Raw genomic sequence first — 14,007 nt, forward strand, 5'->3', positions numbered from 1 at the left:
TACCAAGAGTATATCATTAACTTATATACGTGGCGAATAATATGTATCGTTATGTATTGTAACAAAAAAATGTTCCTTTATACTATATAAAAATACGGATTAAATACTAAAAAGATGAGAGACAGGGGATCTCTCACCTTTTTCTATATATAGGGGTACTTCACTTGGAACTCAAGGGTACTTAAATCATGAATGTACTTTTAACTTTTTAAACTCTTCTGTTAAAAGAGGTACAACTTCGAATAAGTCACCGACAATACCATAGTCAGCTACTTTAAAGATACTTGCTTCTGGATCTTTATTGATCGCAACGATTATTTTTGAGTTTGACATACCTGCTAAATGCTGAATCGCACCAGAAATACCACATGCAATGTATAAGTCTGGCGTAACAACTTTACCAGTTTGACCAATTTGTAATGAGTAATCACAGTATTCAGCGTCACAAGCACCACGAGATGCCCCAACAGCGCCGCCTAGTACGTCTGCTAACTCTTTTAATGGCTTAAAGCCTTCTTCACTCTTCACACCACGTCCGCCAGCGATAATAACTTTTGCTTCAGAAAGATCCACACCTTCTGCTGTTTTACGGACAACATCTTGAATGATTGTACGTAAATCTTTCACATCAACTGTAATAGAAGATACGTCACCGCTGCGAGACTCATCTTTTTCCAGAGTTGCAATGTTATTTGGACGCACTGTCGCAAATAAGATGCCGTCTGTTACAATCTTCTTCTCGAATGCTTTACCAGAGTAAATTGGACGAGTGAAGATAACATTTCCACCTTCAACCTCTAAAGCAGTTACGTCAGAAACTAAACCAGCTTCAAGCTTCGCTGCTAATTTTGGTGATAAATCTTTACCAAGTGCTGTATGTCCAAAAACGATACCTTCTGGATTTTCTTCAGCATGTACAGCTAAAAACGCTTGTGCATAACCATCAGATGTATATGATTTTAATTTATCATTTTCAACTGTCACAACGCGATCTGCACCGTAATGAATCAATTCATTTGCAAAAGAGGCAACGCTGTCTCCAATTAGAAGACCTACTACTTCACCGCCTTCTGCAATTGTTTTTGCTGCTGCTACCGCTTCAAAAGAAACGTTACGTAGCGATCCATCACGAACTTCACCCATTACTAATACTTTACGAGCCATAGATTTTCCCTCCTGCATATATAATTTCGTATTTTATTAGATTACTTTCGCTTCTGTATGGAGCAACGATACAAGTTCTTTTACTTGATCTTGCAGCTCGCCTTGTAACACTTTTCCTGCATCTTTCTTAGGAGGCAAATAGATTTCAATTGTTTTTGTCTTTGCTTCCACATCATCTTCTTCTAAATCTAAATCATCTAATTCTAATTCTTCTAGCGGCTTTTTCTTCGCTTTCATAATACCTGGAAGCGATGGATAACGCGGTTCATTTAAACCTTGCTGTGCTGTTACTAAAACTGGTAATGAAGTTGCAATCACTTCTGTATCACCTTCAACATCACGCTCAATCTTCACATTTGTACCGTCAATTTCAAGTTTTGTAATTGTCGTTACATACGGAATATTTAACGCTTCAGCTACGCGTGGTCCTACTTGTCCAGATGCACCATCAATTGCAACGTTTCCGCCTAAAATTAAATCTGCATCTTTATCTTTTAAATATTCAGCAAGCACTTTTGCTGTCGTGAACTGGTCACCATTTTCTACATCATCTTCAATATTAATTAATACAGCTTTATCACAGCCCATTGCTAATGCAGTACGAAGTTCTTTCTCACTATCTTCGCCACCAACTGTTACAACTGTAACTTCTCCACCTTGTGCGTCTCTTACTTGAATTGCTTCTTCAATTGCATATTCATCGTAAGGGTTGATGATGAATTCCGCTTCGCCATCGTAAATTGCACCGTTTTTAATTACGATTTTTTCTTCTGTATCAAATGTTCGTTTCATGAGTACGTAGATGTTCATTCCATTTACCCCCTTGTTTTCCAGAAAGATTCTATCAATTTTAATTTTCTGTTAATTTATATTAAAAAAATAATTGAACTACCTGCCACTAAATGAAGGTTTACGCTTTTCTAAAAATGCAGCTACACCTTCTCTTCCATCTTCACTCGTAAATACTTCACCAAAAATCTGTGATTCACGTTGTACACCTTCATAGTAATGAGACGATTTTGTCGTTTGCAATAACTCTAGTACAGCACGAGTTGTTGCTGGACTTTTTCCAGCAATTTGTTTTGCAACTTTAAGCGTATCATCTAAAAGAGATTCTTCAGAGAACAATCCGTTAACAAGTCCCCACTTTAATGCTTCTGCACCAGTAATTGGTGTACTTGTTAACATCATTTCACAAGCTTTCGCTTTCCCAACATAACGTGGTAAGCGCTGTGTACCTGCAAAGCCAGGAATTAATCCAAGTGTTAATTCAGGTAAACCAAGTTTTGCACTTTCAGTTGCAAAGCGCATGTGGCAAGACATAGCAAACTCAAGGCCGCCGCCCAGTGCCGCTCCATGAATTGCCGCAATAACTGGTTTTGAACATTTTTCAACACGCTCAAACGTAACTTGTCCAAGCTGTGCTAATTCTGTTGCTTGCTTCGCTTCAGTAACAGATGTAAATTCTTTAATATCTGCTCCCGCTGAGAAGAAACGTCCTTCACCGTGAATAACAACAACACGAATGTTATCATCCTTTTCCACTTGATCAATTAATTCAGTAACGTCATGCATAACTTGTGAAGACATCGCATTCGCTGGTGCGTGATTTAATGTCGCCACCGCGATATGATCTTCAACTCTTACAGATAGGAATTTCAACATGATCCCTCCCATTATTGACGATAACCACAAGCTGCAATAAGTAGCCCGTGTACCGTTTTTGAAAGTGCGACCAGATCATACTTATGATCGCTCATTACCCAATTGGTCACTACTTCATCTACTGTTCCAAAGATCATTTGTCTTGCCACGCGAACATTTAAATCTGCTTGAAATTCACCTTGTTTTATACCAGTCTCTAAAATCTCATCCATAACTTGTAAGTAGCCTTTTAATACTTCATTTATTTTAAGGCGCAAGTCTTGATTGGACTGCCTCAGCTCTAATTGCGTAACGATAGCAAGAGGATCATTTTGCGACAACAGCAAGAAGTGCGTTTCTACCAACATGAATAACTTCGATACAGCGCTTTCAATTCCTGCTGTTTTTTGACGAATTGTTTCGACAAATTCTCCCATCTTCTCTTGGAATAAGGATATTAATATATCTTCTTTATTTTTAAAATATAAATAAATCGTGCCATCAGCTACCCCAGCTTGCTTTGCGATTTTAGAAACTTGCGCTTGGTGGTACCCATTCTCCGCAATCACAATGACTGCCGCATCAATAATTTGATTGTATTTCGGTCTATTTTTCTTCACTTTACTGTCCCCTTCAAGAAGATGACTGAATGAATAGTCATTCATATTCTTATAATACTGACTATTTAGAAAAGTGTCAATCCTATTTTTTCAAAAAGAAAGGGCCTTAGCCCGTTTGCTCATCCTCATTCTTTCTCTTCTCTTCATCTATTAGAACACGGCGTAAAATTTTCCCTACTGTCGTTTTTGGCAATTCATCTCTAAACTCATATACTTTCGGCACTTTATAAGCCGCTAAATATTTACGTGCAAACTGATTTAATTCTTCCTCAGAGCACTCCGTACCTTCTTTTAACACAACAAATGCTTTAACTGTCTCTCCTCGGTACGGATCTGGAACTCCAATTGTCACTACTTCTTGCACTTTTTCATGCTCATATAATACTTCTTCAACTTCACGAGGATACACATTAAATCCACTCGCGACAATCATATCTTTCTTGCGATCTTTTACATAGAAGAATCCATCTTCATCCATGTAGCCAACATCCCCTGTATGGAGCCAGCCATCTTGCAATACAGCCGCTGTTTCCTCTGGCTTATTCCAGTATCCTTTCATAATTTGAGGACCTTTCACTACAATTTCCCCTATTTCTCCTGGCGGTAATGCCTCACCAGTTTCAAGTGACATAATGATTGCTTCTGTATCTGGCCACGGAACTCCAATGCTACCTGGCACCCGCTTTTCCCATAAAAAATTACTATGTGTAACCGGAGAGGATTCTGTTAAACCATATCCCTCTACTAGTTTACCACCTGTAACTGTTTCGAACTTTTCCTGTACTTCTACTGGTAGTGGTGCTGACCCACTAATACAAGCACGAATAGAAGAAATATCGTATTCTTTTAAAAGTGGGCTATTTAAAAGAGCGATATAAATAGTTGGTGCCCCTGGAAATAGTGTCACTTTATGCTTCTTAATCGCTTCAAAAACCATTTTCATATCAAACTTTGGAATAAGGACCATTTTGTATCCTTGCATAACACTCAAATTCATAACAGCCGTCATACCGTACACGTGGAAAAATGGAAGAACCCCAAGAATGACTTCTTCTCCTTCTTTGCAATTATATAACCATTGAACTCCCATTAACGTGTTAGAGACGAGGTTTTTATGCGTTAACATAACGCCTTTCGGAAATCCGGTTGTTCCTCCTGTGTACTGTAAAAGAGCTAGATCATTTTCAGGATCACAAGGCACCTCAACATCCGTATTCACTTCTTTTTCTACTGAATTCCAAAGATGAATCGTTTCACTCTCTGATACTTTCACAACTAAATTTGACTGTTTTTTCTGCACAAATGGATACAATAGATTTTTAGGGAATGGTAAAAAGTCCGCAATACGAGTTACGATAATATGCTCAATTTTTGTAGCAGATTGAACATTCGTTACTCTTGGAAACACTAAATCGAGACAAAGAATTACTTTTGCTCCCGAGTCATGAAGCTGATATTCTAATTCTCTTTCTGTATACAGTGGGTTTGTTTGTACTACGATACCTCCCGCAAGTAATGTGCCGTAATAACCAATTACAGCTTGCGGACAATTCGGCAACATAATAGCAACTCGATCACCCTTTTCCACACCGAGCTTTTGAAGATAATTTGCAAACCTCTTCACCTTATCATGGAAGTCCGAAAACGTAATATCCTTCCCTAAAAAGTGAAGCGCTTTCTTTTCTGGGTAGCGAGATGCCATCTGTTCTACATATCTATGAAGCGGCTGAATATCATAAGAAATCGTACTAGGAATTTCCTCTGGATAACTTTTCAACCATGGTTTTTCCACCTTCATTCCCCCTTCAAATACATAAAAAATAAATGAATGTTCATTCATGATGGTTATTTTCATTATATTATAGTCACCATAACGTTACAATCATAATATTCTGACTTTTATATAACTATGCTTTACTTCATTAACTTCTTATTATATGTAGAAACTCTCCTAATCTTAAAAGAGTAAGAGAGTTATGGCTTAGCTCAATCTTATTATCGTTAACACTGCTCCTGGAGTAGTTGTTGATAATGTTGCGACAGCTAACAAACCAAATAATTGCAAGCTAATAGCATCTCCTGCTGCAAGAGTTGTAATGATTGTTGCGCTAAATGATGTGGTCGCTACAGCAGGAGAATTGATTGTTCCGGCAAGTGGTGCTCCATTGATTGTAATCCGTGAACTAACTAATAATGAAGCCGTTATATTAATCGAATATGAAATATAGTAATTCCCAGCATTTGCAACCGTAAATACTGTATTTCCCCCGGAAACCGTAATACCTGGACCAATATTTTGATTATTCGGAAGCGGGACATTCGTTCCACCTAGAAGTACTGATATCGCTGTTCCTGAGGTATTATTTGCAAATGCATATGTCGCCGTGATACTTGTACCTGTAGCCCCGGTTGAGCCTATTGCTCCTGTTATTCCCGTCGCTCCCGTTGGACCTGTTGAGCCTGTTGCTCCTGTTATTCCTGTCGCTCCCGTTGGACCTGTTGAGCCCGTTGCTCCTGTTATTCCTGTCGCTCCCGTTGGACCTGTTGAACCCGTTGCTCCTGTTATTCCCGTCGCTCCCGTTGGACCTGTTGAACCCGTTGCTCCTGTTATTCCTGTCGCTCCTGTTGGACCCGTTGCTCCCGTTGGACCTGTTGAGCCTGTCGCTCCTGTTGGGCCTGTTGAACCTGTCGCTCCCGTTGGACCTGTCGCTCCCGTTGAACCTGTCGCTCCTGTTGAACCCGTTGCTCCTGTTATTCCCGTTGCTCCCGTTGGACCTGTGTCGCCTGTCGCTCCCGTTGGACCTGTTGAACCTGTCGGACCAACCTTAGGAACTGTCCCATCGCAACTAAAACAGCATGAATCAACATGTACACCATTTTGATTATTACACCCACAATATCCATTTATGTTATTGCTCCATGAAGACATGTTGATCACTTCCTTTACATTCGATCTTTTTAGCGCAATCACCGAATTAAAAAACACCTATCTAAATAACAAAGAAATACTTTGCCTAGTCGGGGATAAAACACAGATTTCCTCCATACATTCTAGTAATTATTACATGCGATTCTCACTCCTTTTGCTTGTACTTTCGCCCCCTCTCCACAGATTATTAACCATACACATTACACTTTCGTACACAGCCAAGTTCCCATTTAAACTTTTCACATTCGCCAATATTTTTAGTAAAGAGACTTACTCTCCATAAAGTGAAACTTTAATCAGCCCGACTCCCACCTAACTTCTTTGCTCCATCCAAATTTTGAGATGTGAATCTTACAGCCGGACAAATAGCGGGATAAATAACGACTATAATATATAAAAATTCATATAATTTGTTATTTTTCGTCAAAATTTTAAAAATATATTGACACTTAAAATACCCTCATAGTATGATTTGGGTGTTGTAATTGATAACTATTTTCACTTATGGTGCTAGTTATAAAAAACACTTAATTTGGGGGCAAAAGATGAAGAAAATTCTCAGTATTTTCATAGTAGTTCTTCTATTCGCTGTTGGATGCGGACAGCAAAAAGAGGAGAAAAAAGAAACAAAAGCGGACAATAAAAATCAAGCTATAACAATTAAACACGCTGAAGGGGAAACGAAGTTAGATAAACCAGCGAAAAAAGTAGTTGTACTTGAGTGGGTATATTCAGAAGACTTATTAACACTTGGTGTTCAGCCAGTAGGGATGGCAGACATTAAGAATTATAATAAATGGGTAAATACAAAAACAAAACCAAGTAAAGATGTTGTAGATGTAGGGACACGTCAACAACCAAACTTAGAAGAAATTAGCCGTTTAAAACCAGACTTAATTATCACAGCTTCATTCCGTGGTAAAGCAATTAAAAATGAATTAGAGCAAATTGCACCAACAGTTATGTTTGATCCATCAACAAGCAATAACGATCACTTTGCTGAAATGACAGAAACATTTAAACAAATTGCAAAAGCAGTTGGAAAAGAAGAAGAAGGTAAAAAAGTATTAGCTGATATGGATAAAGCATTCGCTGATGCAAAAGCAAAAATTGAGAAAGCAGACTTAAAAGATAAAAACATCGCAATGGCACAAGCATTTACTGCTAAAAACGTACCAACATTCCGTATCTTAACTGACAATTCTTTAGCTTTACAAGTTACAAAAAAATTAGGTTTAACAAATACTTTTGAAGCAGGAAAATCTGAGCCAGATGGTTTTAAACAAACAACTGTAGAATCATTACAAAGTGTACAAGATTCAAACTTCATTTACATTGTAGCGGATGAAGATAACATTTTTGACACGCAACTAAAAGGCAACCCTGCTTGGGAAGAATTAAAGTTCAAAAAAGAAAACAAAATGTATAAATTAAAAGGCGACACTTGGATTTTCGGTGGTCCTGAGTCTGCAACATCTTTAGCAACACAAGTAGCAGATGTAATGACAGCGAAGAAGTGATTACACAATGAATAGCTTACAACGTACACTTCGAGCAAGTCTTGTATTCGGAGGAGGAGCAGCTCTCTTGCTCCTCCTTTTCTTTATTCATATCGGACAAGGTCAAGCAAACATTTCCTATAGTATGATTATTGATGCTCTTATCTCACCGAACCAATCGCTAGAACATCAAACTTTAATCATGCTTCGATTACCTAGAGCTGTAATTGCCATTTTAGCTGGAGGCGCTCTTGCTGCATCAGGGGTTATTTTACAAACGTTAACGAAAAATCCACTTGCTGAATCCAGTACAATGGGTATTCACTCTGGCGCATATTTCTTTCTAGTAGCGGCTACAATTTTCTTACCGAAAGATTTACAAATTAATTCTCTTCTGTTCACATTTATCGGTGGTGCTATTACTGCTTTATTTGTATACCGTATTTCTGGTGGAAAAAAGGGAACCCCACTTAGAATGGCATTAGCTGGTATGGTCGTTACATTAATGCTCTCTGCCTTTACCGGAACGATGCAGCTTTTCTATGAAAATGAAACAGCTGGTTTATTTTTATGGGGAGCTGGCTCTCTTATTCAAAATAACTGGGATGGCGTTCAATTTGCTTTTCCATTTATCATTATTTCTTTCCTAGTTTTACTATTTATGTCTCGTAAACTCAACATTCTCTTACTTGGTGATGATGTTGCTATTTCTCTTGGTGAAAAAACAGCAGTAACACGTCTTATCGCCTTCATTGCTGCAATCTTTTTAACAGCAGTAATTGTTACTGTTGTTGGACCAATTGGCTTTGTCGGCTTAGTTGCACCTCATTTAATGCGCCTTATCGGATACCGTCAACACTTTACTCTTCTTCTCTCTTCTTTCTTATGGGGGGCAGTATTATTGCTTGGAGCAGATGTTGTCGGTAGATTAATAGATCCAACCGGTGCAGAACTTCCTGTTGGGGCAGTCACAGCAATGATTGGATCTCCTTGGCTTATTTACTTAGTGTATCGAATGATGAAGTCGAAACAATATATGAATGATAACGGTGCGAATGCAGCTGGAGCTAGTTCCCGCTATTACTCTTATAAAAAGGTAATCATTATATCTATCACACTTTGTATTGTGACGATTGCTCTTGGTGTTACAATCGGTAGTAACGCTTATATCGAAAGCATTACTAATGTTATATCAGGTCAATTAACACAATTTGACAAAAATATGATGATGAATCTTCGTTTACCAAGAATGCTCGTTGCTGCTATTGCTGGCGCATGCCTTGCAATAAGTGGGCTTGTTTTCCAAAGTATATTACGAAACCCACTTGCCGATCCTTCTATTATTGGTATTTCATCGGGAGCTGGTGTCGGTGCTTTAACGATTATGTATGTCTTTCCTGCACTTCCTGGTTTCTTCCTACCAATTGGTGCATTTATTGGCGGACTACTTGCAGTTGGAATTGTCCTCTTCTTCTCTTGGAAATCAGGATTTAGTCCAACAGCTCTCGCTTTAATAGGGATTGGTATTTCTGCACTTGGCTCAGCAATTATTCAAATCTTTATCGTTAGAGCCAATTTGAATGTTGCCGCTGCTTTAACATGGTTATCTGGCAGTACGTATGCAAGAGGGTGGAATCACTTAGAAAATATCATTCTATATCCATCTCTAATTCTTGTATTCATTATCTTTTTCTTAATAAAACAACTTGACGTTCTCGTACTGGGAGACGATTTAGCAACTGGACTTGGGCAACCAGTAAATAAAACACGTCTTGCTCTAATTGTGCTAGCGACACTACTTGCATCAGTAAATATCGCTGCTGTCGGTACAATTGCCTTTTTAGGCCTTGTCGCACCTCACTTAGCAAGAATTGTTGTTGGTATGAACCATCAAAGACTATTCGTTTGCTCAGCACTGTTTGGAGCAATTCTTCTTTCTGTTGCTGACTTACTTGGACGTACAATCGCATATCCGAAAGAAATTCCTTCTGGCCTTGTCGTTGCTGTACTTGGAGCACCTTATTTCTTATGGTTGATGAGGAAGAGTGGGAAGAAAGTTAATTAAAAGACGGCTTCATATATGTGAAGCCGTCTTTTCCTATTATGGCATAAAATTAATATAGGCTTTGTACATAATATATATAACAAGTGAATACATGATTATATTGAACACACTTCGTTTTAAAGTTAACTTTCTCTTTAATTTCTTATCTTGTAATCTCAATTCTATTCCATTCGCTATTTTCAACCTACCTACTATTTGAAATAACTCTCTGTAATCATCAGCATTTCCCAATAATACGTATTCCTTATCATTTTTATACTTTATATGCAGAAACTCACTTCCACCTTTACGGTCTAATATTGTTTTCATATAAGCTACTTCATTCCATACACATACTTTTAAATCAACTTCATTATAATAACGATCCATAAAAACACATACAACCGTTAACACCTTACTCTGTGCCGTATCTAAAATACTATGAACTACCTTATAAATTAAATCTCCATATCGATCAATTGCTGTATGTAATGCTAACATATCTTGTTTTCGAAGACCTTCTACTATTTCTATATCCTTCACCCTTATCACCACTCTTTATCCCATTCTTTATTCATTATATATACGAATGAGCACATTCGTTTCCTGACACTTTTACAAATATTTTCTAATTGTTTTCATATTGTAGCAATGCTTAATTAATTATTTCTTGTGGAACAGGGATTATATTATCTCTCACGAATTTAATCTATGAACAAAAATAGGAGGGATAACTATGTACCAAACCATTGACGGCTTCTTGCAATCATGGACATACGAAGCAGAGTCTACTCAGAAAATGCTTGATTCATTAACCGATGCATCTTTATCACAAGAAATTGCACCTGGACATTGGACGTTAGGAAGAGTCGCTTGGCATATCGTGACGGCAATTCCTGTTATACTATCTGGCACAGGGCTAAAGTTTGAAGGAGAAACGAAAGATTATCCTGTTCCAACTTCTGCAAAAACAATTGCAGATGAGTACCGTAAAGTGAATGCGGCTTTTGTTGAAGCACTTCAAAGCGAATGGACTAATAAAGATTTAGCAACTATTAATGACTTCTTTGGTCGCCCTATGCCGAATTCTATATTTTTAATGACACTTATTAATCATCAAAATCATCACCGCGGGCAAATGACGGTTTTAATGCGACAAGCCGGCTTAACAGTTCCTGGCGTATATGGCCCCGCAAAAGAAGAATGGGCTGCGGCTGGAATGGAAGCTCCTAAAATGTAACGACAAAAAAGACAAGGTGTTTACACATCTTGTCTTTTTCTGTAACTTGTTTCATGTGAAACTATTTTTTCTAAATGGTTGTTTTATGGAATATATAGGTTAAAATGAATACATATTAAGAAGAGGGGTAACCAAATTGAATACAAAAAATAAAAAAATAGCTATGGGAACTATTTTACTAACTTCTATTATTGGAGTTATTAGTGTATCTCTTTATTTCACCTATTATGGTACCCCTTGGGGAAAACAAACAGCAATTACGGAATCAAAAGAATATATTACAAAATACTTCGATTTAGATGCGGCAGTCAAAAATACTTCTTACGATGCTAAAATGAATAGCTATGCGATCTCCTTTAAAACAAGTACCGACGGAGAGTTTACTATCGAATATAAAAGTCCAAATAACTTTAACATTTCTCCAGGAGTACAAGATTATTTAAGTAAACACTCTAAATTTACAGAGTAGTAACGAAGCATATATATACAAAAAAGGAGTTAGTATAACACCAACTCCTTTTACGTATTCTTATCATACTGCTATATCTTCCTTCTCTATATTTTTAATGCCGTAATACGCAATCACAACTCCAATTGCTGCGAGTGCTAGTTGAAGGGGAAGAAAAGTTGCTGTAGAAAACTCTGGGTTGCCATTCATTGCAATTGTGACAACGATAAGAGATGAAACAATTGTAGTTGGCACGGAACGTTTACGCATTCCGAAATATAATGGGATTAAACTCATCCCCGCAGTTGCAATGGCCAAAGGAACTAGTTTTATTCCTTCTTGCATCAATTGATCTACTGTAAATGAATTAGGAAGAATTGAAAAATAGCTATCTATACCAAAGAAAACTCCTACTACTAAAATGTTAGATACAATAACTGTTATAAATGTTACTATTGCTGCAATAGCCAACTTACTAGCCATCATTTTCTTCCGATTAATAGGGTAAGAAAACATAAGTAGTATTGTTTTATTTTTATATTCACCAATTATTAGCCTTGCGATTAATACACTACCAAAAACAATAAACGTTGCTCTTACTATTGTGCTAGCCATTAACAATATCGTCTCTGGATTCCTTATTTCTGCATCACCTTCTACTTGAGCAATGATGCTCACAAAGATCATTAATGCCAGTATAACAATATTTGCAATAATTGCTCTCTTCACGTACCAACCAAGCTTAAACTTTTTCAATTCTAGCTTCATTAAATGTAGCATGATAGTGTCCTCCTTCCTCCTAAGATTTAATCAATATAAATGACTCCTGTTTCACTTAAAATCTTCGCTTCATTTTTTGCATCACCAATCGTTCCTACTTTTATTTTTTCTGTATTTTTATCTTTCTTAAGTCCTTTTAAATCTACTATTACGTCAGCCGAATTACTTTTAGCCATAAGCTTCAATGATGCCGGGACACCTTTATACCGTACGCCAATATCCCCTGATTTTGTTTCTATAAATAATGATTTTCCTTCTGTCATATCTTTCAGCAATACTTCCCCAGATGTTGAAGTGATGTTCATATTTGAGTTACTTACATTTGTTATATAGTTATCACCAGTCGTAGACTTTATATTTAATTCTTGTACTGAACTATCTTTTACAACTAACTCTCCACTTTGCGATATGAATTCACCTTTCTCGGCTGATAGTCCTACAATCATTCCATCCCCAGATTTGCCTTTCGTCATGATACTTTTTACTACTAGATCTCTTATTTTCACATCACCCGATTTATTATTTACTATAATTTTATCTATCTCTTTCTTCGGAATAGCTATACATATACTATTCTTCTTCCTAAACGTAAAACCATTAAAAAATTTGTTCGCCTCTTGTTTTTGCTTAACCATAATTTTATTTTCATCATTTTCTATTTTGACGGGATCTATCTCTTTATCTGCTTGTTCACCTTGAGCGGAAATTACTATTTTATTAGCGTCTGTACTTTTAAATTCAAGATTCCAGTTTTCATTGTCTACTTGTATTTCTTTTATATTATTTATCTCAAAAGACTTTTCTTTCTTAAAATCTTTCCCCTGAAACACCTTAATACCAAAAACTACACTAGCAATTGTAATGAATAATATTGCAATTACTATTATTTTTTTCACCAGTCATACCCCAGTTCGTTGTTGTTTTAGGCTTGCTTCACGCCACATCGATCTTGTCGATTTTACGAAACGATAGATAACTAATGAAAATTCCTAATAAACAGAGCACGATTGGGATAGCTATAAAATCAAACATACTTACTTGACCGTTTCCAGGACCATAGTTACCACTAATCAGCAAGCCAATTATTACTGCTGAAGTAATCGTTGTCGGTGTCGATTTCTTTCTCATTCCAAAAAATAAAGGAATTAAACTTATACCAGATATCATAAATGCACTTATAATAGTACCTGGAACGATAGCTATTATTTCACCTATCGTAGCAGGTGTTTCAATCAGTCCCATCATTGGACTCACAAAATATACGAGCAAGCTAATAATGAAAGTCGCGATAATCGTGCTCACAAAACAAAAACAGAAAACAATTGTTAATTTCGCACTCATTAGCATTTTCCTTTGTAGCGGATACATAAATGATAGTTGTATCGTTTTGTTCTTATACTCATCAATTACTAAACGTGATAAAATGACTGAACTAAAAATAATGAATGTTATCCTAATAAAAATATTTACTAAAGCCATGTTCTGTGTGAAGTCAAAGAAGAGCACGTCTCCCTCGGCTTTCATTCCCCATGCCATAAGGCTTACTGCAGCGAAAATTGCTATAATACAAATTGCTACACTTTTAAAGTAACTAGATAATTGATGTTTCTTCCATTCGAGCTTCATTAATTTAAACATA

The 14,007-nt window shown here is 36.9% G+C and carries 14 protein-coding genes; 4 read left to right on the forward strand and 10 right to left on the reverse strand.

Annotation, left to right across the window (positions count from 1 at the left end; translation table 11 throughout):
• Positions 1-186 precede the first annotated feature (186 nt).
• The 6 genes from etfA to GBN91_RS03735 form a co-directional block, all read right to left on the reverse strand.
• A complete protein-coding gene (etfA, locus tag GBN91_RS03710) occupies positions 187-1,164 on the reverse strand; it encodes an electron transfer flavoprotein subunit alpha (protein WP_000101945.1) in 978 nt (325 codons plus the stop codon).
• Positions 1,165-1,200: 36 nt separating this feature from the next.
• On the reverse strand, positions 1,201-1,974 hold the full coding sequence (gene etfB, locus GBN91_RS03715; RefSeq protein WP_001029028.1) for an electron transfer flavoprotein subunit beta: 774 nt from the start codon (positions 1,972-1,974) through the stop codon (positions 1,201-1,203).
• 78 nt (positions 1,975-2,052) lie between these two features.
• On the reverse strand, positions 2,053-2,829 hold the full coding sequence (locus GBN91_RS03720) for an enoyl-CoA hydratase (RefSeq protein ID WP_000911292.1): 777 nt from the start codon (positions 2,827-2,829) through the stop codon (positions 2,053-2,055).
• An 11-nt stretch (positions 2,830-2,840) separates the two neighbouring features.
• Positions 2,841-3,428 (reverse strand): TetR/AcrR family transcriptional regulator, encoded by a 588-nt coding sequence (locus tag GBN91_RS03725; RefSeq protein ID WP_000742223.1) that lies wholly within the window; start codon positions 3,426-3,428, stop codon positions 2,841-2,843.
• A gap of 106 nt (positions 3,429-3,534) precedes the next feature.
• On the reverse strand, positions 3,535-5,220 hold the full coding sequence (locus GBN91_RS03730; protein WP_000414743.1) for a long-chain-fatty-acid--CoA ligase: 1,686 nt from the start codon (positions 5,218-5,220) through the stop codon (positions 3,535-3,537).
• A 189-nt stretch (positions 5,221-5,409) separates the two neighbouring features.
• The gene (locus tag GBN91_RS03735; RefSeq protein ID WP_152121259.1) at positions 5,410-6,357 is read right to left on the reverse strand and encodes a BclA C-terminal domain-containing protein; all 948 of its coding nucleotides are present in this window, start codon (positions 6,355-6,357) and stop codon (positions 5,410-5,412) included.
• Positions 6,358-6,902: 545 nt separating this feature from the next.
• Here GBN91_RS03735 and GBN91_RS03740 point away from each other — a divergent pair.
• Positions 6,903-7,877 carry an ABC transporter substrate-binding protein gene (locus GBN91_RS03740; RefSeq protein WP_025709894.1) on the forward strand — a complete coding sequence of 325 codons (975 nt, stop codon included), beginning with the start codon at positions 6,903-6,905 and terminating at the stop codon, positions 7,875-7,877.
• Positions 7,878-7,884: 7 nt separating this feature from the next.
• Positions 7,885-9,921 carry a Fe(3+)-hydroxamate ABC transporter permease FhuB gene (gene fhuB / locus GBN91_RS03745; protein WP_152121260.1) on the forward strand — a complete coding sequence of 679 codons (2,037 nt, stop codon included), beginning with the start codon at positions 7,885-7,887 and terminating at the stop codon, positions 9,919-9,921.
• Positions 9,922-9,957: 36 nt separating this feature from the next.
• Here fhuB and GBN91_RS03750 read toward each other — a convergent pair whose 3' ends face one another.
• Entirely contained in the window at positions 9,958-10,452 is a 495-nt protein-coding gene (locus tag GBN91_RS03750) for a hypothetical protein (RefSeq protein WP_002179947.1), read from the reverse strand.
• Between the two features lie 184 nt (positions 10,453-10,636).
• Here GBN91_RS03750 and GBN91_RS03755 point away from each other — a divergent pair, with 184 nt between their 5' ends.
• Complete coding sequence (locus tag GBN91_RS03755) at positions 10,637-11,140, forward strand: DinB family protein (RefSeq protein ID WP_000284954.1); 504 nt, start codon at positions 10,637-10,639, stop codon at positions 11,138-11,140.
• Between the two features lie 136 nt (positions 11,141-11,276).
• Positions 11,277-11,609 (forward strand): YfjL-like protein, encoded by a 333-nt coding sequence (locus tag GBN91_RS03760; RefSeq protein ID WP_001093295.1) that lies wholly within the window; start codon positions 11,277-11,279, stop codon positions 11,607-11,609.
• Between the two features lie 63 nt (positions 11,610-11,672).
• On the opposite strand, the gene GBN91_RS03765 is transcribed toward GBN91_RS03760, so the two are convergent.
• Genes GBN91_RS03765 through GBN91_RS03775 form a run of 3 tightly spaced genes read right to left on the reverse strand, consistent with a single transcriptional unit; the run spans position 11,673 to position 14,006 of the window.
• A complete protein-coding gene (locus GBN91_RS03765; protein ID WP_006917761.1) occupies positions 11,673-12,368 on the reverse strand; it encodes an ABC transporter permease in 696 nt (231 codons plus the stop codon).
• Positions 12,369-12,394: 26 nt separating this feature from the next.
• Positions 12,395-13,264: a DUF4097 family beta strand repeat-containing protein gene (locus GBN91_RS03770; protein ID WP_000721005.1), complete on the reverse strand. Its 870-nt coding sequence runs from the start codon at positions 13,262-13,264 to the stop codon at positions 12,395-12,397.
• Between the two features lie 37 nt (positions 13,265-13,301).
• On the reverse strand, positions 13,302-14,006 hold the full coding sequence (locus GBN91_RS03775; protein ID WP_000475549.1) for an ABC transporter permease: 705 nt from the start codon (positions 14,004-14,006) through the stop codon (positions 13,302-13,304).
• Position 14,007: the final 1 nt, after the last annotated feature.

The sequence above is a fragment of the Bacillus sp. B1-WWTP-T-0.5-Post-4 genome (assembly GCF_009183795.1).
Classification (GTDB): domain Bacteria; phylum Bacillota; class Bacilli; order Bacillales; family Bacillaceae_G; genus Bacillus_A; species Bacillus_A cereus.

Excerpts from the sequence above, each read along its gene's own strand:
- etfA (WP_000101945.1), bottom strand. The coding sequence starts at position 1,164 with ATGGCTCGTAAAGTATTAGTAATGGGTGAAGTTCGTGATGGATCGCTA.
- etfB (WP_001029028.1), bottom strand. The coding sequence starts at position 1,974 with ATGAACATCTACGTACTCATGAAACGAACATTTGATACAGAAGAAAAA.
- GBN91_RS03720 (WP_000911292.1), bottom strand. The coding sequence starts at position 2,829 with ATGTTGAAATTCCTATCTGTAAGAGTTGAAGATCATATCGCGGTGGCG.
- GBN91_RS03735 (WP_152121259.1), bottom strand. The coding sequence starts at position 6,357 with ATGTCTTCATGGAGCAATAACATAAATGGATATTGTGGGTGTAATAAT.
- GBN91_RS03740 (WP_025709894.1), top strand. The coding sequence starts at position 6,903 with ATGAAGAAAATTCTCAGTATTTTCATAGTAGTTCTTCTATTCGCTGTT.
- fhuB (WP_152121260.1), top strand. The coding sequence starts at position 7,885 with ATGAATAGCTTACAACGTACACTTCGAGCAAGTCTTGTATTCGGAGGA.
- GBN91_RS03755 (WP_000284954.1), top strand. The coding sequence starts at position 10,637 with ATGTACCAAACCATTGACGGCTTCTTGCAATCATGGACATACGAAGCA.
- GBN91_RS03765 (WP_006917761.1), bottom strand. The coding sequence starts at position 12,368 with ATGCTACATTTAATGAAGCTAGAATTGAAAAAGTTTAAGCTTGGTTGG.
- GBN91_RS03775 (WP_000475549.1), bottom strand. The coding sequence starts at position 14,006 with ATGTTTAAATTAATGAAGCTCGAATGGAAGAAACATCAATTATCTAGT.